This window comes from Pseudomonas sputi, assembly GCF_021603585.1.
In the GTDB taxonomy this organism is placed as follows: domain Bacteria; phylum Pseudomonadota; class Gammaproteobacteria; order Pseudomonadales; family Pseudomonadaceae; genus Aquipseudomonas; species Aquipseudomonas sputi.
The window spans coordinates 1-23,039 of record NZ_BQHI01000045.1 but is presented as its reverse complement, the minus strand read 5'-3'; the positions used below and the strand labels follow the sequence as shown (position 1 = coordinate 23,039).

The following is a 23,039-nucleotide window of genomic DNA, read 5'->3' as shown; positions in this document are numbered from 1 at the left end:
CCCTCAGCGCGACCGGCACCGTGGCCGAAGGCGGTTCGATCACTTACACCGCGACCCTGACCAACGCCGCTGGCTCGCCAGTGACCGTGACCCTGAGCAACGGTTCGGTGATCACCATCGAAGCCGGAAAAACCACCGGCACCGTGACCGTTCCTGCGCCAGCCGATGACGTCTACAAAGACGCCGGCAACGTGCAGGCCACGATCACTAACGCCACCGGCGGTAACTTCGAAAACCTGGTGACCAGCACCACGCCAGCGGTGACCAGCGTCACCGACACCATCGACACCACCACCGTGAAGCTGACCGCGACCACGACGGCAGCCGAAGGTGGCAACGTCACCTACACCGCCACCGTGGGTGTGCCGGTGACGGGCTCGCCGGTAACCGTGACCCTGGCCAACGGTCAGTCGATCACCATCGAAGTGGGCAAAACCAGCGGCACCGTCACCACCACCGCGCCGAACGACGTGTTGACCGGTCATGCGCCACTGACCAACGCAATCACTGGTGTGAGCGGCGGTAACTACGAAAATCTGGTTGCTGATAAAACCCCGGTTTCGACTACCGTCACCGACACCGTCGACACCACCAACCTGTCCCTCAGCGCGACCGGCACCGTGGCCGAAGGCGGTTCGATCACTTACACCGCGACCCTGACCAACGCCGCTGGCTCGCCAGTGACCGTGACCCTGAGCAACGGTTCGGTGATCACCATCGAAGCCGGAAAAACCACCGGCACCGTGACCGTTCCTGCGCCAGCCGATGACGTCTACAAAGACGCCGGCAATGTTCAGGCCACGATCACTAACGCCACCGGCGGTAACTTCGAAAACCTGGTGACCAGCACCACGCCAGCGGTGACCAGCGTCACCGACACCATCGACACCACCAACCTGTCCCTCAGCGCGACCGGCACCGTGGCCGAGGGCGGTTCGATCACCTACACCGCGACACTGACCAACGCTGCTGGCTCGCCAGTCACCGTGACCTTGTCGAACGGCGCTGTGATAACCATCGAGGCAGGAAAAACCACCGGCACCGTAACCGTTCCTGCGCCAGCCGATGACGTCTACAAAGACGCCGGCAACGTGCAGGCCACGATTACCAACGCCAGCGGTGGCAACTTCGAGAATCTGGTCACCAGCACCACGCCAGCGGTGACCAGCGTCACCGACACCATCGACACCACTACCGTGAAGCTGACCGCGTCCGCGACAGCGGCCGAAGGTGGCAACGTTGTTTACACCGCCACCGTCGGCGCGCCTGTAACTGGCTCGCCAGTGACCGTGACCCTGTCCAACGGTCAATCGATCACCATCGAAGTCGGCAAAACCAGCGGCACCGTCACCACCACCGCGCCGAACGACGTGTTGACCGGTCATGCGCCACTGACCAACGCAATCACCGGTGTGAGCGGCGGTAACTACGAAAATCTGGTTGCTGATAAAACCCCGGTTTCGACTACCGTCACCGACACCGTCGACACCACCAACCTGACCCTCAGCGCCACCAATTCGGTTGCCGAGGGCGGTTCGATCATCTACACCGCGACACTGACCAACGCCGCTGGCTCGCCAGTAACCGTGACCTTGTCCAACGGTTCGGTGATCACCATCGAGGCAGGAAAAACCACCGGCACCGTGACCGTTCCGGCGCCAGCCGATGACGTCTACAAAGACGCCGGCAACGTGCAGGCCACGATTACCAACGCCAGCGGTGGCAACTTCGAGAATCTGGTCACCAGCACCACGCCAGCGGTGACCAGCGTCACCGACACCATCGACACCACCACCGTGAAGCTGACCGCTTCCGAAACAGCCGCTGAAGGTGGCACCGTCACTTACACCGCGACTGTGGGCGCGCCGGTGACTGGCTCGCCAGTGACCGTGAACCTGTCGAATGGCCAGAGCATCACCATCGAAGTGGGTAAAACCACCGGCACCGTGACCACCACCGCGCCAAACGACGCGTTGACCGGTCACACACCGCTGACCAACGCGATCACCGGCGTGAGCGGCGGTAACTACGAAAATCTGGTTGCTGATAAAACCCCGGTTTCGACTACCGTCACCGACACCGTCGACACCACCAACCTGTCCCTCAGCGCGACCGGCACCGTGGCCGAGGGCGGTTCGATCACCTACACCGCGACCCTGACCAACGCCGCTGGCTCGCCAGTGACCGTGACCCTGAGCAACGGTTCGGTGATCACCATCGAAGCCGGCAAGACCACCGGCACCGTAACCGTTCCTGCGCCAGCCGATGACGTCTACAAAGACGCCGGCAACGTACAGGCCACGATTACCAACGCCACGGGCGGCAATTTCGAGAACCTGGTGACCAGCAACACACCAGCGGTAACCAGCGTCACCGATACCGTCGACACCACCACCGTCAGCATCACCGGCAGCACCTCGGTGACCGAAGGCCAGACCGCAACCTACACCGTCAGCCTGACCAACCCGGCGCAGACCGAAGTCACCCTGAAAATCGTCTATAGCGGCACCGCCGCCGACGGTTCGGACTTCACCGGCGTGTACACCGTGAAGATCCCGGCCGGTGCCAGCAGCGCGCAGTTCAACGTTGCGACCATCGACGACAAGATCACCGAAGGCACCGAAAACTTCGTAGTCAAGATCGATTCGGCGACCGGTGGCAACTTCGAAAACCTGGCGGTCAGCAGCACCAATGGCAGCGTCAGCACCTCGATCATCGACAACGATGCACCGCCGGTCATCGACCTCGACGCCAACAACTCCAGCGGCGCAACGGGTGCCGACTACAAGGTGACCTTCACCGAGAACACCCCGGGCGCAGGTGTGTCGATTGCCGACACCGATATCAAGATCACCGACCCGGACAGCACCATGCTGACCGGCGCCACCGTCGTGCTGACCAACCGTCAGGAAGGCGATGCGCTGAACCTGGGCAACAGCGTCAACGGCATCACCATCAATGCCAACAGCACCAACGGCACCGTCACCCTGACCCTGTCGGGCAACGCGACGCTGGCCGACTACATGCAGGCGATCAAGAACATCAGCTTCACCAACAGCAGTGAAGACCCGAGCACCGTGCCACGGATCATCACCGTGACCGTGACCGATGGCGGCAACTACTCCAACACCGCGACCACCACGGTCAACGTGGTGGCGGTCAACGACGCGCCGGTCGCTGCACCGGTCAACGTCACCGGCACCGAAGACACCCCGCTGATCCTCGGCTGGTCGACCTTCGGCGTCAGCGATGTCGACAGCCCGGCCAGCAGCCTGGGCGTGAAAATCACCCAGCTGCCGGGCGAAGGCAAACTGCAGTACTTGGACGGTTCGACCTGGAAAGACGTCGCTAACAACCAGACCTTCAGCAAGGCTGACATCGACGCCGGCAAGCTGCGCTTCCTGCCGGATGCCAACGAGTCGGGTGTGAACGGGTACGGTGGCACTGGCGTTGGCAACAACCAGGCCGACTACGCGCAGATCAAATTCCAGCCAACCGACGGCCAGTTGCTGGGCAACACCGGCACCGTGAAGATCGACATCACCCCGGTGGCGGATGCACCGACCCTGTCGGTGGCCGACAACAGCGTGAAGTCCACCGGGCTGATCAAGGAAGTCTGGACCGGTCTGTCGGGCCTGGGCACCGACGGCAGCGGCGCCAACTCGACCACCCTGAAAAACGTGATCGACGGTGCCGGCAAGCCGAACACCAGCGGTACCGTGAACAACGTGCAGTCCGACGGCAGTGTGACCGCCGGTACTGCGTCGAAGACTTCGGGCCTGATCTATCTGGAAGCCGGCAAGACCTACACTTTCAGCGGCACCGGAGACGACAGCCTGCTGGTGACCATCGGCGGCAAGAGCGTGGCGTCCACGACGTGGGGCGCGGGCGGCAACCTCAACGGTTCGTTCACTCCGACCACCAGCGGCTACTACACCCTGGACATCTACCACCACAACCAGAGCGGCCCGGGCAGCTACGACGTCAACCTGTCGGTCAACGGCAGCACGCCGATCGACCTGAGCAGTGCCGGTGTGCCGATCTACACCGGCGTGCAGGATCTGGTGAATGCCGGCGTGACAGTCTCCGATCTGCACGGCAGCAACGGCGAAGGCTATTACGACGGCTACAAACTCAACACCGGCGCCGAAGGCACCACCGTGAAACTGTCGTCGATCAGCACCGCGCTGACCGATACCGACGGTTCGGAAACCCTGAGCATCAAGATCAGCGGCGCACCGGTCGGTTCGGTGCTCAGCGACGGCGCAGGCCACAGCTTCACCGTGACCGCCACCAGCGGCGACGCCAACGTCACCGGCTGGAACCTCGGCACCCTGACCGTGACCCCGCCGACCTACTACAACGGCCAGTTCAACCTGACCGTGACCTCGACCTCCACCGAACAGGTCGGCGGTTCGGCCAGCACCACCGCGACCATCCCGGTCACCGTGGTCCCGGCGGTGTATAACGCGGCGGTCGCCACTTCGGGTGACGACAACTTCGTCGGCACCGACGGCAACGACATCATGGTTGCCGACATCGGCGGCCTGACCGTGGTGCCGGGCACCAACTACAACATCGCGTTCATGGTCGACAGCTCGGGCAGTATGAGCGCCTCGTCGATCAATGCGGCCAAGGACTCGCTGACATCGGTGTTCAACACCCTCAAGCAGAGCCTGGGCGGCAGCAACTCGGGAACGGTAAACATCTTCCTGGTGGACTTCGACACCCAGGTCAACAAGTCGGTGTCGGTGAACCTCAACGACCCGAACGCACTGACCTTGCTCAAGGCCGTGCTGGACTCGATGTCGTCCGGCGGCGGCACCAACTACGAGGACGTGTTCAAGGCCACGGCGAACTTCTTCCAGAGCGCCGAAGCGCTGGCCAACACCGGGGCGAAGAACCTCACGTACTTCATCACCGACGGCCAGCCGACCTACTACCAAAGCAACGAGCAGACCAACCCGACGCTGTACGGCAACGTGAAGCTCGATGATGTGGTGAAAACCAGCAACTACAAGCTGGGCAACAGCTTCGCCACCTACATCGACAGCACCCACTACCTGAGCATCAACACCTCCGGCGAGGTCGTGTTGCAGACGTACAAGAACGGCTACTGGAACTGGAACAGCCTGGGCACCATCCACGCCCAGGGTGATGGCACCTACGAGATCTCGAGCCTGGCCGGTAGCGGCAGCAGCACCTCGTCGAGCACCACCGACAACTCCGCCGCCGGCTTCGCGCTGCTGAGCGGTCTGTCGAACGTCGAAGCGATCGGCCTCAACAACGGTGTCAGCCTCAACGACCTGAAACCGTACGATTCGGACAAGACGCCACAGACCAACATCGATCCGAAGGACCTGGCCAACTCGATCATCGGTCACACCGAAGCGACGATGCCGGGCAACGACACGGTCAGCGGCGGCGACGGCAACGACATCCTGTTCGGCGACCTGGTGAGCTTCAACGGCATTGCCGGCGAGGGTTATCAGGCGATGCAGGCGTTCGTGGCCAAGGAAACCGGGGTCGACGTCAGCAAAGTCACCACCAGCAACGTGCACCAGTACATCACCGAGCACTACCAGGCGTTCGATGTGTCCGGTGCCCACGACGGCAACGACACACTGCTGGGCGGCGCGGGCAATGACATCCTGTTCGGCTCGGGCGGCAACGACCTGCTCGACGGCGGCAAGGGCAATGACATCCTGCTCGGCGGCACCGGTAACGACACACTGATCGGTGGTCAGGGCAACGACATCCTGATCGGTGGTTCCGGTGCGGACACCTTCGTCTGGAAGGCGGGCGACACCGGCAACGACGTGATCAAGGACTTCAAGGCCAGCGAAGGCGACCGTATCGACCTGCGTGACCTGTTGCAGGGCGAGACCGGCAGCACCATCGACAACTTCCTGAAGATCACCACGGTCGACGGCGTGTCGTCGCTGCAAGTCAGCTCCGGCGGCAAGTTCAACTCGGGCGATGCCGCAGCCGCCACACCGGACGTGACGATCAAACTGGAAGGCAACAACTGGTCCACGGCCAACATTCACAACCTGATTGCCGGCAGTGATCCGACCATCAAGGTCGACCACAACAACAGCTGATGCGTGAACAATGGCCGCCCCACATTGGGCGGCCGTCGCGTTTTCGGCGCTTGAACCGGTGACGATTTCGTCGGCGCACCGCATACTCGCGCGCAGTTGGCTATGCTGCTGACAGCATGACGCTGGTCCATTTCCGAGGGATGCTCAATGTTTTACGTGCAACGCGATGCGCAGGGTCAGTTGATTCGCGTGGAAGCTGCGGCCTACGCCGAGGCCACGGAAACGCTGCCGGCCGACCACCACGAAATCCAGGCCTGGTACGCCAACGAGGCCGTGGAGAACAGCCTCAAACAGCTCAAGCAGAGCGACCTGGAAATGATCCGGGTACTCGACGACCTGATTCAGGTCCTGACCCAGAAAGGCGTGATCCGCGTCACCGACCTGCCACCGGCGGCCCAGGCCAAGCTGATGGACCGGACCCAGGCGCGGGAAGCGCTGGGCGGGTTGAGCCAGTTGATTGATGAGGATGAGGGCGGGTTGATCTGATCTGCCTACAGTCGATCGTTCCCACGCGGAGCGTGGGAACGATCAGTTTGGCGCTGCATTATTTCCAGGGCTTGGGCTCACCGAACAGCTGCCCCTGAACCCCATACAACCCCATCTCGCGAATCACCGACAATTCCCCTTGTGTCTCGACCCGCTCGGCAATCAGCGGCAGATCAATGCTGTGCGCCGCACGCTGGATCGCTTCGATGAACAGACGCTTGTCGCTTTCCTGATCGATCGCCCGGATGTAGCTGCCGTCGATCTTCAGGTACGCCAGCCCCAGCCGGGCCAGGTTGCCGATCATGCTGAACCGCCCGCCGAAGCGCTGCAGGCTGAGGGAGAAACCGAGTTCGCGCAAACGCCGGGTCAACTGCTCCAGCACCGCTTGTTCCGGCAATTGTTCCTCGCCGATTTCCAGGGTCAGGCGCGCACCGAGGTTGGAATGCGCCCGCAGAATCTCGAACACTTTGTTCAACGCCTGCGGATCGGCCAGGGTCGCCGAGGACAGGTTCAGCGCCAGGGATTGTTCATGGCCGGCCATTTGTTCCAGCACCTGCTCAAGCATCAACCGGTCCAGCCGCGCGGTCCAGCCGAAGCGCTCCAGCCACGGCAGGAAGCGTCCGGCGGGAATGGTCTGGCCCTGCTCGTCGAGCAAACGCGACAGCACTTTGTAATGCAGCACCAGTTGCGTGTCCTGCGCCGCCACCACTGGCTGGAAAAACAGCTCGAAACGCCGCTGGTTCAAGGCCTGATCGAGCAAGCGGTGCCAGGCGTGGTGATCATCACCGACGTCCGCCACCAGGCTCTGATCGAGGCACGCCCAGTTCTGCTCGCCCTGCCCTTCGGCCTGGGCCAGCGCCTGATCGCCGAGGCTGAGAACCGCTTGCGGTGAGTCGCCGTGAGCGAACGGCGCCAGACCGATAGAAGCCACGGCTGCCACGTCTGTAGCGCCTGTCGCATGCAGGCTGCTCAACGCACTGTCGAGACTCTGTGCCAGTTGCAGCGCTTCTTCACGGGTCAGCCCCGGCGCCAGCACGGCGAATTCACCGCCGCGAATGCGGGTCACGAGGTTCTGGGTTTCCGGGTATCGGGCGCACTCGCGGGACAGTTGCTCGCCGACCGCTTTCAACAACTCATCGGTGCGTTGACCGCCAAGACGCTGGTTCAGTCCGGCCAGATCCTTGACCCGCAGCAGCAGCAGGTAACCACTGCTGGCCTGCTCCGGGTTGCTCACCCGCGCATTCAGCTGCATCTCGAAATAACGCCGGTTGGCCAGCCCCGTAAGGTTGTCCTGATAAGACTCGGTGCGCAGTTTTTCACTGCGCTCGGCCTGCTCCTGGAACAGCGCCTTGAGCTTCTCGACCATCTGGTTCATCGCCAGCACCACGCGGCGCAGTTCAGGCGTGCGCGGCAGGTCCGGCAGGCTGAGGAATTCGCGGCGGGCGATGGCGTGGGATTGCTTGACCATGTAATCCAGCGGCTTCAATTGCCGACGCAGCAACAGCGCGCCCAGCACTGCGCTCACCGCACCGCAGATCAGCAGCCAGCCCAGGCTGCCCAATGCGCTCTGCCAGAGCTTGGCCAGGGCGAACATCGGGTGGCTGACCACCTCGACCCGCGCGGCCTGCTCCCAGCCACGGCTGACCAGCGCATCGCCACCGGCCGGTTCCAGGCCGATCAGTCTGACGAACCAGTCCGGCACGTTGGTGACCGCTGGAATGCCGTTGCGCTCGACAATGGTCTGGTCAGTCTTCAAATCGACCACGCGGATGCTCGAGTAATAACCGCTGTCGAAGATCGAGCTGACCAGCAGCTCGACCATTGCCGGATCATCGATGTTCGGCGTCAACGACAGCGCCAGCGCCGTGGCCGCATCCTGGGCGTGGGAGCGCAACTGGTTGACGTACTGGGTGCGCGAGCTCTCCAGACTGACCATGAAGCTGCCGGTGAAGGCGACCACCAGGAACAGACAGATAGCGATCAACAGCTGTTTGAACAAAGACATCTGAGCGCGTGCTCCTAGTTAGTCGTCTCGACCGGGAATCCTTCGGCCTGCATTTTCTTCAACACATCCTGCCAGCGTGACAGGCGTTTGGTGTCACCGACCTTCTTGTTGCCCTTGGCGCCCGGCAGGTACAACCCTTCGGCATTGAAAGAGTAGACCGGCAGCAAATCGGTTCGCTCGGCGGCCGGCTTGATCGGGTCGATCAGGCTGTCGAGCACCAGCGGCATGGCGTCAGGGCTGGAATAGTAAGTCAGGACCATGTGCGCGCGATTCTGGCGCAGGGCCTTGACATAGGTGATGCGCAACTTGTCACTGGCCACACCGAGGTGGCGCAGGCTGAAATACTTGGCGATCGCGTAGTCTTCGCAGTCGCCGGCGCCTTTCCACAAGGCTTCGATCGGGGTTTCCCAATAGTCGACCTCGTGCCACAGATCGATGTCTTCGACGTAGCGCATCTGTTTGTTGAAAAACAGGTTCACCACTTTGAGCTTTTCCATCTCGCTGACCTGCTTCTGCGTGGCCAGCAGATTCTGCCAGGCATCGATCCGCTGTTGCCCGGCGCCCAGCGGGCCGTACAACGCCGTGGCCTTGCGGCTGATCGCGGAAAAATCCCAATCGGCATGCAGGCCGCCCAGCATGATGCCGGCCAGCAGCAGCGCGCCGACAAGCCAGCGCGCAATCCGTGGGATCGCGAAACGTACCGCCAATGCAAGGCATCCAGGGTAGAGAGGAAAGCGCTTGATGGTGAAGGTTAGCCCAGCAAAAAACAATGGCACCCTGAGATCATCGCTGGCGCGCTAAACTTCAGATGTGACAGGGTTCTTCTACACGGTTTGACAACCTGTAGAGCAATCACTAGTGTCCTTTGGATCCAAATACCGCAGTCATAGGGTGTGCAGTTGTGACCCAGAAGCCCAAGCCACTCCACAGCATCAAAGTCGACGGCCCGATTCCCGCCCACCTGGCGCGCTCGGTCATCGAGGAAACCTTGCGCGCCGCGATTCTCGACGGCCGCCTGCCCTGCGGCACCGCCGTGCGGCAGCAGGATCTGGCCGACCTGTTCGGTGTCAGCCGCATGCCGGTGCGCGAAGCCTTGCGCCAACTCGAGGCCCAGGGCCTGCTGAATGTCATTGCCCACAAGGGCGCCGTGGTGGCGCCGCTGATCCAGGGCGATGCAACGGAAACCTACGAGCTGCGCATCCTGCTGGAATCCGAAGCGCTGCGCCAGTCGATCCCGCTGCTGACCCCTGCCGATCACGAACGCGCGGCCAGCTACATCGAAGAGCTGGAAATCGAACACGACTACACCGAAATCGGTCGGCTCAACCGTCTGTTTCACATGGCGCTCTACTGCAAGGCGCCCAATGGCCGGCTGTTGCGACTGGTGGAGGACGGCTTGAATGAAGAAGAACGCTTTCTGCGCTTCAATCTCGAAGCGATGGGCCTGGGCAAGCTCTCCCAGGACGACCACCGTGCGTTGTTGCAGGCCGTGAAGGCGCGTGACACCGCGCATGCCGTGACACTGCTGGAGCAGCACCTCAACCGCGGTGTCGAGGTCATCACCCGTTACCTGGCCAGCTCCGCCGGCCAAAGCCGCAAAGTGGCGCACTGACTCCTCCCTCCCGGGTGAGCCTCCACTCACCCGGCGAATAACCCGCTTACAAATCCCCCCCACCGGTCACGGTCATTTGCCGTGGCACATCGACGCCTGCGCTCTAACCTCCCTTCTGCTTTGAACAGCCCGGAATTTGCACCGCAAGGAAGTCATTTTCGACGATAGCCGCGGCGCCGATTTACGCGCACCCTTGAATCGCCAACCCAATATAGAACGGGGACGCGCCGCCCCGGCAGCAGTCCCCGCACCAGGAACCTACGGAAGGAGCCTTGTCACGGGAACAGGAAGAAACGGCGCCGTTACAGCCCGACTTCATCCCCTCATATCAATTCAATTACTTAATTTAAAAGTTACTTCGAGTGAGGCATTCACTCTTGCCGTTCAATTTTGGCCATAAACCGCCGAAAGGAGTAACTACGCCCAAATAAAACTTAACTTATAAGTTTTATCAGGCCCACTCACACTTCAAAAACAGCCAACTAAAAATAATTAAAAATAAACTTGTTAAGTTGTTTTGCGATGTATTAGTTTTTCTTCGCCGAGTTTGGATCCGAAATCACCAACCCGGCACAACCTTGCGCCACGGCCTGGATATCGGCGGTTTGTCCATCCGCTGCTGTACCGGGCCCTTCAGACATTGCCTGTTTTCATCGAAACCGAATGAGGCTGTCGTTCGCCTGGAGAAACGTGTTCAACGTTGTTAGCGATTAACTGAGCAGTCCTTATTCCCTATTAGCCAGAGTCTCGCAACCATGCCAACCAAAGAGCAACTTACACTAAAGAAAGCCCAACTCAGCGTTCACCCGATCTTCTCCGAAATCGATTCATTGGCGACATTGCGCCGGTTCATGGAGTCCCATGTTTTTGCCGTCTGGGACTTCATGTCGCTGACCAAGCGCCTGCAGCAGGAACTGACTTGCACCCGTCTGCCGTGGTTGCCACCGCGCGACCCGCACGCAGCAAGACTGATCAACGAAATCGTGCTCGGGGAAGAATCTGACGATCGGCTGTCACACGGGCATTACAGTCACTTCGAACTGTACCTCGATGCCATGCGCGAAGTCGGTGCGGACACGACGGCGGTGGAGCGCTTCGTGACGCTGCAGCAGGAGGGCGTGAGTTACGACGTCGCCCTGCAAAGCGTCGAGGTCGATCCGGCCGCTGCGCGGTTCGTCCGTGACACGTTGCACACCGCGCTGCATGCGCCGGGGCACAGCGTGGCTGCCGCATTCCTGCACGGCCGCGAGAGCGTGATCCCGACCATGTTCCAGCGCATGCTCGATGCCTGGGGCATCGGCGTCGAACAGGCGCCGACCTTCCGTTACTACCTGGAGCGACACATCGAAGTCGACTCCGAAGACCACGGCCCGGCGGCAGAGCAACTGTTGGATCGACTGGTGGACGGCGATCCGCAGCGCGAAGCCGAGGTCTATGCCAGCGCCATCGCCGCCGTGGAAAGCCGTATTTCCCTGTGGGACGGCTTGCGCCTGAGCATGCGCGAACCGTTGGCGGAGGTGGCCCGATGAACGCCGCCGACTACCAGTCTTTCGCCGACGCCTGGGAAAGCCGCGCGACCATCCGCACCCGGCCGCGCCGCGTGCTGGAGGACGATGCGCGGCTGATCTATCCGCTCAGCCGCCAGCCGTTGGTGCTCAGCGAAACCTTCCTGCGCGAATGCCCGGAGCAGCGTGATTTCGCCCTGGTGCAGACGCTGTACAAATTCATCAACGACGTGGTGATTTTCGAAACCGAAATCGTCGACAAGACCGCCCGCAGCATCGCCAAGAACCGCTTCGCCGTGGCCTTCCCGTTCGCCTGTCGCTACGACGCCATGACCGTCGTCGTGGACGAGGATTATCACGCGCTGGTGGCGATGGACTTCATGCAGCAGACCGTGGCCATGACCGGCATCGAGCCGATCGAACTGCCGAATGAAATCGAACTGAGCCGGGCAATTCCAGCCGCCGTCGAACTGGCCCCGCAACACTTGCGCAGCGCCGTGGAGCTGATCTGCGTGGCCATCGCCGAAAACACCGTGACCGGCGATGTCGCGGCGTTCGCCCGGGACGACACGGTCAAGCCATCGATCAAGGGCCTGATGGCCGACCACTTGCTCGACGAGGGCCGGCACTCGAGTTTCTGGGCGCGGATGGTGCGCATCTACTGGCACACCGCGAGCGACGCGGACCGCGAATGCATTGCGCAGATCCTACCGGTGTTCATCGGCCATTACCTGACCAACGACATCCAGAAGTCCTTCGACCTGCGCCTGATCGACGCCCTGCCGGTCAACGAGGCAACCCGCCGCGCACTGAAAGACGAGATGGCCGGGCTGGCCTTCCCGATCAATCGCCACCACCCGCTGGTGGGCAACATTGTGCGGTTTTTCCACAACAGCTCACTGCTCGACACACCGTGCGTGCAGCACGCCCTGCGCGACTACCTGGTTTGACAAGGAGGCTGACATGAGACGTCTCGACATTTTGCTGAGGGGCCACAGCCAGGCCTTGACCGACCTGGCGCAGGAGCTCGAACAACACGGTCATTCATTGCTGACGGAGATTGCTCCGTCGGTGGATCTGGTGATCGATGACGGCCGTCTTGCGCCGCAGGATTACGGCACCACACCGCAGTTGAACTTGCGCCTGGGCATTGGTGCAACGGGCATCGGCGGACTGCCGGTGCTCGATCTGCTGTGCCTGTGCAACACGGCGCTGCTGAGTCGCGTGCCGATCGCCGACGAGCCTTCCGGCAACGGTCAGGCCCTGCGCCAGCGAACACTGGCGCAGGTGGTGGACGAAGTGGCGCTGCTGGTCAGCCGTTTCTCCCGCGACGCCGAATATTTCCAGCACGCGACAGCGGCCCGTGCGCCGGACTTCGAACAGGTGGAAAACCTGCTGTTTCTCGACAGCCTGGCCTACGTCCATCGCCTGAATGCCACGGCCGATCCGGCCTTGCTGCAACAGGCGCAGATCCCGGTGATCGAGCGGCTGCAACAGAGTCTGATCGAGCACGCGGAACGCCCGGCGCTGCACCTCGCCGAGCAGTCGATCAGCTACCGCCAGTTGCATGATCACAGCCGGGCGATCCAGCAACGGTTGCTGGCCATGCTGGAGACACAACCGCAACCCTGGGTGGTCGGGGTTTGCCTGCCGAAATGCGATGCGCTGTTTGCTTCGATCCTGGCAATTCTCGGCAGCGGCGCGGTGTATCTGCCGCTGGAACCGAGCCATCCGTTTCAGCGCCAGCAGTACATCCTGGAAAACGCCGGAGCGATGGTGTTGCTGCACGACGGCGAACATCCACTGAGCGGTTCGATGCCGGGTCTGGACGTCTGCCGCATCAACCGCACGGACGTCGATCTGTCGCAACCGTTGCTGCGTCACCCGCTCGAGCTCGATGCGCCGTGCATGGCGCTCTACACCTCAGGCACCACCGGGCATCCGAAGGGTGTGCTGCTCAGTCAGGCGAACCTCGCGCACTTCACCGCGTGGTACGCCGATTACGCGCAGTTGCGGGCCGAGAGCCGGGTACTGCAATTCTCGTCGCTGAGTTTTGACTCGTCGCTGATCGACATCTTCCCGACCTTGCTCGAAGGCGCGGAACTGGTGGTGCCCGACGACAACCAGCGGCGCGATCCGCTGCAGCTGGTGGCGCTGATCCGCCGCCGGCAACTGACCCACGCGTTCCTGCCGCCGGCGTTGTTGAGCATCCTGCCGCTGGAGCAACTGCAGAGCGTCGGGCAGATCATGACCGGCGGCGATGTGTGCGAGCCGTTCGTGATCGAGCAACTGACCCGCCAGGGCAAGCTGCACAACCTCTACGGCCCCACCGAAGCCACGGTGCTGATTACCGCGCGGCAACTGCGACCAGGCGACAGCAATCGCTCCCTCGGCGGGCCGATTGCCAACAGTCAGGTGCTGATCCTCGATGACGATCTGCAACCGGTGCCGGAGCAAACGGTGGGCGAACTGTTCATCGTCGGCCCCGGTGTGTGCCTGGGTTACTTGAACAATCCACAGCAGACCGCCGAGCGCTATCTGGATCTGGCGTTGCCGGACGGCCAGCATCTGCGCGCCTACCGCAGCGGCGACATGGCCAAGTGGGGCGAGGAAGGCATCGAGCTGTGTGGCCGCCGCGACAATCAGGTGAAGATTCGCGGTTTCCGGGTCGAGCCGGAGGAAATCGAGCGCTGCCTGCGCGAGAGTCAGCTGTATCGGCAGATCGCCGTAGTGATCGACAGTCAGCGGCGGATTCTGGCGTTCCTCGCCCAGCCGCAATCGGATGCTGCTCGCGAGTCTTTGAAAGCTCACGCGCAGCAGTTTTTGCCCGACTACATGCAACCGGTGGCATGGACAGAACTGCCGAACATGCCATTCGCCGCCAACGGCAAAGTCGACCGAAAAGCCTTGCTGGAATTGCCGGTCAGCGTGCAGGACAGCGGCCCCAAATGCCTGCCCGCCAACGCTGACGAAGCACTGCTGCTGGAGATCTGGGGCGAGTTGCTGGAGCTGCCGACCAGCGATATTTCCACCGACGACAGCTTCTTCAATCTCGGCGGTCACTCGATTCTGCTGTCACGCATGCTCCTGCGTCTGCGGGAGGAATTCGGTCGCAGCATTTCGATCAACCGCTTCATCGAACTGCCGACCATCGCCAAGCTCGCCACGCTGGTGCGCGGCACCGATGACAGCGCAGTGCTCAGCGCCCAGGCGATGACCGACGCGCAGCGACCGCTGGATATCGAGCCGCTGCCGATCAGCCGCATGGGCGATGTGCACAAGGTGATCGTCACCGGCGCCAACAGTTTTGTCGGTGTGCACATCGTCGAGGCGCTGCTGGGGTGGGGCGCCAGCGAGGTGGCGTGCCTGGTGCGCGAAGGCGGCGGGCAAACCGCAGCGCAACGCTTTGCCCAAGCGCTGCGAGAGAACCGGCTGGAGCATCTGGACCTGAGTCGGGTGCGGGTCTATTCGGCGGACATCACCCGGCCGCAACTGGGCCTGGCCGATGAGGATTTCGAGCGACTGGATCGCGAATTCGGCGCGTTGGTGCACAACGCCGCCAACGTCAATCACGTGCTCGATTACGAGTCGCTGGCGGCGGACAACGTCGAGCCGATTTTCGACCTGCTGCGGCTGTGCGAAGGGCGCAGCAAGAAGGTGTTCAACTTCGTCTCGACGCTGTCGGCCTCCAGCACCGTCGACGACGCGGGCCGGGTGCTGGAATTGCCCGCCGCACCGACGCCGCCGATCTACATCCGCAACGGCTACAACCTGTCGAAATGGGTCGGCGAACGCATCCTCGAACGGGCCCGGGAGCGTGGGGTACGGGTCAATCTGTATCGGCCCGGCAACATCAGTTTCAACAGCCTCAGCGGCGTCTGCCAGCCACACAAGAACCGTTTGATGCTGATGCTCAAGGGCTCGATCCAGCTCGGTCAGGTGCCGGCCTTCGCGCTGAATTTCGACCTGATGCCGGTGGACTTCCTCGCCCGCTTCATCGCCTTCCACGCCAGCCGTTATTCGCCCGAACGAGCGGTGTTCAACCTGCACAACCCGGAGCCTCTGAGCTGGGATGCCTACGTCGCGTCGTTCCGCGAAACCGGCAGCGAGTTTGCGCTGGTCAGCGTCGCCGACTGGCAGCAGCAACTGGGCCGGGTCGATGCGGATAACGCGCTGTTCGGCGTGCTCGGTTTCTACCTCAACGGCTTCGAGGAAGACATCGGCGACATCTCCCTGATCGGCCATGCCAACGCCCAGGCCGGCGTGCAGCAGATGGGCGCGCACTACCCGGAAAAATCCCCGGCGCTGCTGCGTCGAGGCTGCGACTACCTGAAAGAAATCAACTTCATCTGAGTCAACCACCAAGGAGCAACACCATGAGCAATCTGCAACCCGACACCCTGATCAAAAACCCTCACGGCTGTCACGTCGTGTCTTCGGTGGAAGTGCCGGTGGACGCCAAACAGGTGTGGGCAGTGGTGGGCAAATTCGACGGCTTCGACCGTTTCATTCCGGCCCTGTCGCACATCGAAATGACCGGCGAAGGCGTGTCTTCGCTGCGCAAGAAGTTCTTCAAGGATGGCAACGTCGTGGTCGAGCAACTCAATTCCCGGGACGACCAGGCGCTGAGCATGACCTGGACCACGATCTACAACACGCTGGGCGTGGCCAATCTGTGGGCGGCGATGAATGTGGAATCGTTGGGCGCGGGCAAGTCGCGGGCGACCTGGACGATCATTGCCGAGCCGGCCAGCGGTGGGCCCGAGGCGCTGCCGGGGTTCAAGGACTTCGTGCAGGGCTTTGCCGATGATGCGATGGGCAATGTGCTGAAGCTGTTTGTGTAAGGCATGAAAAAGCCCGCTGCGGATCACTCCGCAGCGGGCTGTTTTTTGACCGCAAGCGATCAGATCTTGAAGCTGTCGACCAGTTGTTTCAAACGGTTGGCCTGCTGCGACAACGCATCGCAATCCTTCAACGTTTCATTGAGGTTGGCCACGCTCTGCTGGTTCAGCAGGTTGATCTGGTTGACGTCGACGTTGAGGGTTTCCACCACGGCGGTCTGCTCTTCGGTCGCGGCGGCCACCGACTGATTCATGCCATCGATTTCGCCGATGCGCTGGGTCACGCTGACCAGACGCAGACCGGCCTGGTTCGCCACTTCAACGCTCTCTTCGCTGGACGCCTGACTGGCGTTCATGGTGGTCACCGCTTCACGGGAACCGACCTGCAGCGAGGTGATCATTTTGTGGATTTCTTCCGCCGATTCCTGGGTGCGGTGAGCGAGGTTGCGCACCTCGTCCGCCACCACTGCAAAACCGCGTCCGGCTTCACCGGCACGGGCCGCTTCGATGGCCGCGTTGAGCGCCAGCAGGTTGGTCTGCTGGGAGATGCCTTTGATCACATCGAGGATATGACCGATGTTGTCGGTGCTGGCATTCAGGGTTTCGATCTGGGTGCACGACAGGCTGATCTTCTGCGACAGCTCGGTCATGGCTTGAATCGTCTGCTCGACCACCTGACGACCGTCATCGGCCTGCTCGCTCGCGCCGCTGGCGTGTTGCGAAGCATCGGCGGCATTACGGGCAATTTCCTGGGTGGCGGCACCCAGCTGATTGATCGCCGCCGCCACGCTGTTGGTGCGCGCGCTTTGCTCATCGGAACCGATGATCGAGGCGTTGGACGATGCCATCACCCGTTGCGACAGGTCGTGCACGTGGCGAGTCGCCGAAGATACTTCGGAAATCGAGGCGTGAATCCGCTCAACGAACTGGTTGAACGAACTGCCCAGTTCGCCGAACTCGTCCTTGCTTTCCACCACCAGGCGGCGAGTCAGGTCGCCTTCACCCTGGGCGATGTCCTGCATCGCACGGCCCATGGTGATCAGCGGACGCATCAGCACGGTGATCAACAGGCTCAGGAAGACCGCAATCGCACCCACTGCGACGAACATTGCGATCACTGCCGAAGTACGGAACTGGCTGAGCGCGGCGTAGGCCTTGTCGCGGTCGATCGACAGACCGATGTACCACTCGGCATTCGGCAGACCGCTGACCGGAGTGAACGACAGGATGCGTTCCTGGCCGTTGAGCACCACGTTCTGGTTGCCCTTCTCGATGCGCACTCCAGCGTTCGGGTAGATGTCCTTGAGGTTCTTCATCACCTGGTCTTTGTCCGGGCTGACGATCACCTGACCGTCACCGCTGACCAGGAACGCGTGGCCCAGGCCACCGAAGTCCACCGAGTTGATGATCTTCACCAGGGTTTCCAGGCTCAGGTCACCGCCCACTACGCCGAGCAGCTCGCCGTTCTTTTTCACCGGCATGGCGATGGTCACCACCAGACCGCCAACGGCAGCCATGTACGGCGGGGTCAGCATGGTCTGGTCAGCGGCCACGGCCTGTTTGTACCAGGGACGCTGACGCGGGTCGTAGCCGTCCGGCATCTTCGCGTCAGGGCGCTGGGTGAACACACCGTTGGCCTGGCCGACGTAGGTGAACTGGAAGTTCGAGGTGAAGGCCGGTTGATCGACCAGGCCCGGGAAGTCTGCATTCTTGCCTTGATGAGCAACGTTCTGCGCGAGGTTTTCCAGTACCAGAATCCGCCCGCTCATCCAGTTCTGCACACTGCTGGCGGTCAGGTCACCGGCCTGCTGGACCGAGGACTGGAGGTTCTGGCGAATGGTGTTTCGCTGCAGATAGTCGTTGTACAACGTGAACAGCGCGAACGCCAGGACCACGACGCCCGAGGCGGCCAGCAGGATTTTATGGCTGAACTTGAGATTCATTTCAGGGGACTTCTTATGCGAAAAGTGGGGATGCGTTCCGGATGCAACATTCCATGTACAGCGCAGGCAGCGTTCTGACGGCTGCTCTACTTTGGTGCACGCATGTCTCACCAGTCTGTCGGCACGTATCGGAGAAAACTTAGGGCGTTGTGGGAAATGGACGGCATTTGCACCAGATTCCCGCCGAACGGCGTGCCAGAGCGTTCGCTTGTGATTTTTTGATGACCGTTTTGCAGCGCCGGTTGCAAATTCTGTAACCCTTGATGACAATGCGACTAATTATCATTTGTGACGTTCGGGCTGTCGCGTTCATGTCCTCACCTGAGTTTGCAGTACAGGCGCTTTACAGTAGTCATCACGGCTGGCTCAACGGCTGGTTGCGCGCGCGGCTGGGCAATGCCGCCGACGCGGCGGATCTGGCCCAGGACACCTTCGTGCGCCTGCTGCAACGCACCGAGCGCCTGGAACTCAAGGCACCCCGCGCGTTCCTGCGCACGATTGCCCGAGGACTGGTGATCGATCATTGGCGCCGCGAGGAAATCGAACGCGCGTATCTGGAAACCATCGCCCATTTGCCTGAAGCCGAAACCCCGAGTGCCGAATCCCGCGCCTTGGTGATCGAACTGCTTGAGGGCATTGCGCGCATGCTCGAAGGCTTGAAGCCGAAAGTGCGTCAGGCATTTCTGCTGGCTCAGTGCGAAGGTTTGACGCACAAGCAGATCGCCGAGCAGATGGGGCTGTCCCTGCGCTCGGTAGAACGCTACGTCGCCGACGCCCTGTTTCACTGCTATGTATTGCGGTACGAAAGCTGATGCCGGTGGATAACCTCTCACTCGGGCGTCGCGCCGAGCCACCGCAGCAGGTCGTACGACAGGCCATTCACTGGCTCCTGCGTCTGCGCAATAACCATGGCAATCCGCGCCTGAATCACCAGTGCGAACAATGGCGCGCCGAACACCATGATCACGAACTGGCCTGGCAACGGGTGCAATCTCTGCAAGCCGAACTGACCCACAATCTGCGCGCCGTGCCCGGTGCGCAGGTGGCGTTCAACACGCTGGAAAACAGTGCGCAGGGGCTGGGGCGACGTCAGGCATTGAAGCTGTTGTCCAGCGCGCTGCTGATGGGCTCGGCGGGATGGCTGGCCAGCGACACCTCCACCTGGCAACCGTGGAGCGCCGACTACGCCACCGCCACGGGCGAGCGCCGTGGCTTCCAGTTGCCGGACGGCACGCGGGTCGAACTCAATACCGCCAGCAGCGTGGACCTCGATTACACCGCGCAACAACGGCTGATCAAACTGACCCACGGCGAAATCATCGTCACCTGTGGCGGGGCCGATGAAGGTGCGCCATTTGATCGACCGCTGCGGGTGCAGAGTCGTCATGGCAGTTACGAACCATTCAAGGCGCGATTCATTCTGCGCCAGGAAGCGGGTTGCACGCGCCTGAGCGTCACCAGTGGCCGGGTCGCGATTCATTCCGCTGGCAACTCGACGCAGGCCATCGCCGGCCAGAGCTATCTGATCGATCACCATCAGATACGTCCCGCGCCGCCGTTGGACATGGACACCGGTGCCTGGGTCGACGGACTGATCGTGACGCGCAACATGCGGCTGGGCGACTTCCTCAGCGAAGTCAGCCGGTATCGCCAGGGTTTTCTGAACTGTGCGTCGGACATTGCGGATTTGCGCCTCTCCGGCGTGTTCCGTCTTGAGGACACCGACAAACTGCTGGCGATCCTGCCGCAGACCCTGCCGGTGCAAGTGCGCTACCGCACGCGTTGGTGGGTGACGCTGGAGTCGGTGGTCTGAAAGTATTCTGGCGGGTTTTCGCGGCACGTCCGGCTTAGTCAGTAAGCATTTCAACTCAGCCTTCGCGACTGCCTACGGAAACCGACAATGACTGCGCGCGTTACCTGTAAGAACCCTCTGAATTTCTCTGCCGAATCGGGCCTGTTGCGTCACGCCGTTCGGGCGGCGCTGTTTTCTACTGCACTGGGCATTGGCGTGCTGCCGAGCCTGAGCATCGCGGCCAATGCCAGCGAGGTCAGCAGCCACCGCTACAACATCGCCCCCGGACCGCTGGGCGATGCGCTCAACCAGTTCGCGCGTCAGGCTGGCATCACGTTGTCCATGACACCGCAGCAAACCCAGGGCCGGCAGTCACCGGGTGTGCAGGGCGAGTACTCGGCCGATCAGGCCCTGAGCCATTTGCTCGGCGGCTCGGGCCTGGAGGCGATCAGCCAGGACGGCAGCAGCTATGTGTTGCGCTCGGTCGCAGAAACCAAAGCGCTGGCCCTGCCGACCACCGACATCAAAGGCTTCGCCCTCGGCAACGCATTGGGCAGCATGGACGGCTACAACGCGACGCACAGCCAGATTGCCACCAAGACCAGCACCGCTTTGCTGGAAACCTCGCAAAGTGTGTCCGTGGTCACCCGCGAACAAATGGATGACCAGGGCTCGCAAACCGTGTCCGAAGCCATGCGTTACACCCCTGGCGTTCTGACCAACCCTTACGGCGCCACACACCGTTACGACTACGTGGCGATGCGCGGCTTCAACGATGGCTCGGTGGACAACATTTACCTGGACGGCCTCAAGTCGATGGGCGACAGCGGCACCTACAGCACCATGCAGGTCGACCCCTATTTCCTTGAGCGTGTCGATATTCTGAAGGGCCCGTCGTCGGTGCTCTACGGCCGCAGCTCGCCGGGCGGTCTGGTGGCGCTGACCAGCAAGAAGCCGCTGTACGAAGCCTATCACCAGGTACAAGCCACGGTCGGCACTCAGGGCCAGCGCGGTGTCGGTTTTGACTTCAGCGGACCGGTCGATGACGACAAGCGCATCGCCTATCGTCTGATCGGTTTGACGGATCAATCCGACACGCAATTCGACCACAACAAGGAAAAGCGCTTCGCCCTCGCGCCAACCGTTAGCATCGATTTCAGCGAGGACACGTCGCTGACTCTGCAAGCGTATCTGCAACATGATCCCGATGGCGGTTACCACGGCGGCGTGCCGGCCGACGGCACGATTCATCAGCGCAACGGCAATCGCATCTCGCCGCACTTCTTTGAAGGCGAGCCGGGCATCGACGGTTACTCCCGTGATCAGCAGTCGTTCGGTTACCAGTTCGAACACCGCTTCAACGACGTCTTCACCGCGCGACAGAACTTCCGCTACCTCGACTCCAAAGTGAACATGGATCAGGTGTACGCCTATGGCTGGACGTCGCCGACCAGCAACGAACTGAATCGCTACTACACCGGCGGTGACGAGCGCCTGCATGCGTTCATCGTCGACAACATGCTCCAGGCCGAATTTTTTACCGGTGCAACCAAGCACACGGTGCTGATGGGGGCGGATTACCAGCGGCGTAAAACCGTGGTCGACTGGACCAGCGGCGGCCTGGCGCCGATCAACGCGTTCAACCCGGTGTATGGCAATTCCGCTATTACGCCGTACGGCGAGACCAGCTACCTGCGGCGCCTGGAGCAGACCGGCGTTTACCTGCAAGACCTGATCGAGATGGACAAATGGCGCTTCTCGCTGGGACTGCGTCAGGACTGGGTGGAAACCTCCGACGAAAACCGTATCGCCGAAGTGGGCCGTCCGGTCGGGACCGAGATCAACGATCGACGCACCAAGCTCACCGGTCGCGCCGGCGCACTGTATCTGTTCGAGAATGGCCTCGCGCCGTACGTCAGCTATTCCGAATCGTTCAACCCGAATTCCTACGCGGACAGCGCCGGCAATCCGCTCGCACCGACCGACGGCACACAATGGGAAGTGGGCCTGAAGTATCAGCCGCCGGGCACCGACAATCTGTTCACCGCCTCCTTGTTCCGCATCGATCAGGAGAACCTGGCGACCAAACTGCCGCAGGAAAACTTCTATCGCGCTGTAGGCGCTGTCCGCTCCCAGGGTCTGGAACTGGAAGCGCACATGCAGTTGACCGATAACCTGAAAGTCCTCGGCAGCTACACCTTTACCGACATTGAATACTCGAAGTCGATGATCAGCACCTTGAGCACACCGGCCAATGTGATCGAGAACAAGGGCAACTCGCCAACCCAGGCGCCGCGGCACATGGCATCGCTATGGGCGGACTACAAGTTCAACAGTGCTGCGCTCGATGGCCTGCGATTGGGTGGCGGTGTGCGTTATGTCGGCTATAGCTGGGCGGATGCAGAGAACACGATGAAGGTGCCGTCCTACACATTGTTCGACGCATCGATTGGTTATGACCTCGGCAAGGTCGGTTTGAAGGGTGTCGACATACGCCTGAATGCGAACAATCTGACCAACGAATCCTACGTAGCCTCCTGCGCCAGTCTCGACTTCTGCTACATGGGCGAAGAGCGCAACGTCGCCGCCACGGTCAGTTACCAGTTCTAAGCCTTTATCTTGTGCATAAAAAAGGTTCATCACGGATTGCCGGGAAACACGCTCTTGATCTTCATGAAAAAGAATTCGCTATCCCGGTAACCGTACGCCATCCGTTTGATGACCTTTATTCGATTGTTTATGCCTTCCAGC

Annotated in this window: 13 protein-coding genes and 1 pseudogene; 10 read left to right on the top strand and 4 right to left on the bottom strand. The window is 61.6% G+C overall.

Features of this window, described 5'->3' with window-relative positions:
• Together L6D81_RS28710 and L6D81_RS28705 are read left to right on the top strand one after the other, a co-directional pair.
• Positions 1 to 6,104 (top strand): annotated as a pseudogene (locus L6D81_RS28710) (LapA family giant adhesin); the annotation flags it as partial.
• Between the two features lie 147 nt (positions 6,105 to 6,251).
• Positions 6,252 to 6,590 carry a hypothetical protein gene (locus L6D81_RS28705; protein WP_039773037.1) on the top strand — a complete coding sequence of 113 codons (339 nt, stop codon included), beginning with the start codon at positions 6,252 to 6,254 and terminating at the stop codon, positions 6,588 to 6,590.
• Positions 6,591 to 6,648: 58 nt separating this feature from the next.
• Here the strand turns inward: L6D81_RS28705 and lapD are convergent, their stop codons facing one another.
• Positions 6,649 to 8,595, bottom strand: coding sequence for a cyclic di-GMP receptor LapD (lapD, locus tag L6D81_RS28700; protein ID WP_236182914.1), 1,947 nt, complete (start codon positions 8,593 to 8,595; stop codon positions 6,649 to 6,651).
• 14 nt (positions 8,596 to 8,609) lie between these two features.
• The gene (gene lapG, locus L6D81_RS28695; RefSeq protein ID WP_236182913.1) at positions 8,610 to 9,302 is read right to left on the bottom strand and encodes a cysteine protease LapG; all 693 of its coding nucleotides are present in this window, start codon (positions 9,300 to 9,302) and stop codon (positions 8,610 to 8,612) included.
• Between the two features lie 194 nt (positions 9,303 to 9,496).
• On the opposite strand from lapG, the gene L6D81_RS28690 reads away from it, so the two are divergent.
• The 5 genes from L6D81_RS28690 to L6D81_RS28670 all read left to right on the top strand — a co-directional run bounded on the left by L6D81_RS28690 (position 9,497) and on the right by L6D81_RS28670 (position 16,556).
• Complete coding sequence (locus tag L6D81_RS28690) at positions 9,497 to 10,207, top strand: GntR family transcriptional regulator (RefSeq protein ID WP_236182912.1); 711 nt, start codon at positions 9,497 to 9,499, stop codon at positions 10,205 to 10,207.
• A gap of 755 nt (positions 10,208 to 10,962) precedes the next feature.
• The gene (locus tag L6D81_RS28685; RefSeq protein WP_236182911.1) at positions 10,963 to 11,736 is read left to right on the top strand and encodes a DUF3050 domain-containing protein; all 774 of its coding nucleotides are present in this window, start codon (positions 10,963 to 10,965) and stop codon (positions 11,734 to 11,736) included.
• Entirely contained in the window at positions 11,733 to 12,662 is a 930-nt protein-coding gene (locus L6D81_RS28680; protein ID WP_085608526.1) for a diiron oxygenase, read from the top strand. Before L6D81_RS28685 ends, L6D81_RS28680 begins: the two co-directional genes overlap by 4 nt.
• 13 nt (positions 12,663 to 12,675) lie before the next feature.
• Complete coding sequence (locus L6D81_RS28675) at positions 12,676 to 16,065, top strand: non-ribosomal peptide synthetase (RefSeq protein WP_236182910.1); 3,390 nt, start codon at positions 12,676 to 12,678, stop codon at positions 16,063 to 16,065.
• Between the two features lie 23 nt (positions 16,066 to 16,088).
• On the top strand, positions 16,089 to 16,556 hold the full coding sequence (locus L6D81_RS28670; protein WP_085748542.1) for an SRPBCC family protein: 468 nt from the start codon (positions 16,089 to 16,091) through the stop codon (positions 16,554 to 16,556).
• 59 nt (positions 16,557 to 16,615) lie between these two features.
• Here L6D81_RS28670 and L6D81_RS28665 read toward each other — a convergent pair whose 3' ends face one another.
• On the bottom strand, positions 16,616 to 18,496 hold the full coding sequence (locus tag L6D81_RS28665) for a methyl-accepting chemotaxis protein (protein ID WP_236182909.1): 1,881 nt from the start codon (positions 18,494 to 18,496) through the stop codon (positions 16,616 to 16,618).
• A 311-nt stretch (positions 18,497 to 18,807) separates the two neighbouring features.
• Between L6D81_RS28665 and L6D81_RS28660 the strand changes: the two genes are divergently transcribed.
• The 3 genes from L6D81_RS28660 to L6D81_RS28650 all read left to right on the top strand — a co-directional run bounded on the left by L6D81_RS28660 (position 18,808) and on the right by L6D81_RS28650 (position 22,898).
• Positions 18,808 to 19,308, top strand: a complete 501-nt coding sequence (locus L6D81_RS28660; RefSeq protein WP_236182908.1) for a sigma-70 family RNA polymerase sigma factor — start codon at positions 18,808 to 18,810, stop codon at positions 19,306 to 19,308.
• A complete protein-coding gene (locus L6D81_RS28655) occupies positions 19,308 to 20,309 on the top strand; it encodes a FecR domain-containing protein (protein ID WP_236182907.1) in 1,002 nt (333 codons plus the stop codon). Before L6D81_RS28660 ends, L6D81_RS28655 begins: the two co-directional genes overlap by 1 nt.
• Before the next feature lie 87 nt (positions 20,310 to 20,396).
• Positions 20,397 to 22,898: a TonB-dependent siderophore receptor gene (locus tag L6D81_RS28650; protein ID WP_236182906.1), complete on the top strand. Its 2,502-nt coding sequence runs from the start codon at positions 20,397 to 20,399 to the stop codon at positions 22,896 to 22,898.
• 29 nt (positions 22,899 to 22,927) lie between these two features.
• Here the strand turns inward: L6D81_RS28650 and L6D81_RS28645 are convergent.
• Positions 22,928 to 23,039: transposase (locus tag L6D81_RS28645; protein ID WP_036984840.1), on the bottom strand; the 112-nt coding region annotated here is incomplete at its 5' end.

Coding starts and splice junctions, on each gene's coding strand:
- L6D81_RS28650 (WP_236182906.1), top strand. CDS start 20,397: ATGACTGCGCGCGTTACCTGTAAGAACCCTCTGAATTTCTCTGCCGAA.
- L6D81_RS28655 (WP_236182907.1), top strand. CDS start 19,308: ATGCCGGTGGATAACCTCTCACTCGGGCGTCGCGCCGAGCCACCGCAG.
- L6D81_RS28705 (WP_039773037.1), top strand. CDS start 6,252: ATGTTTTACGTGCAACGCGATGCGCAGGGTCAGTTGATTCGCGTGGAA.
- lapD (WP_236182914.1), bottom strand. CDS start 8,595: ATGTCTTTGTTCAAACAGCTGTTGATCGCTATCTGTCTGTTCCTGGTG.
- L6D81_RS28665 (WP_236182909.1), bottom strand. CDS start 18,496: ATGAATCTCAAGTTCAGCCATAAAATCCTGCTGGCCGCCTCGGGCGTC.
- L6D81_RS28660 (WP_236182908.1), top strand. CDS start 18,808: ATGTCCTCACCTGAGTTTGCAGTACAGGCGCTTTACAGTAGTCATCAC.
- L6D81_RS28675 (WP_236182910.1), top strand. CDS start 12,676: ATGAGACGTCTCGACATTTTGCTGAGGGGCCACAGCCAGGCCTTGACC.
- L6D81_RS28670 (WP_085748542.1), top strand. CDS start 16,089: ATGAGCAATCTGCAACCCGACACCCTGATCAAAAACCCTCACGGCTGT.
- L6D81_RS28685 (WP_236182911.1), top strand. CDS start 10,963: ATGCCAACCAAAGAGCAACTTACACTAAAGAAAGCCCAACTCAGCGTT.
- L6D81_RS28680 (WP_085608526.1), top strand. CDS start 11,733: ATGAACGCCGCCGACTACCAGTCTTTCGCCGACGCCTGGGAAAGCCGC.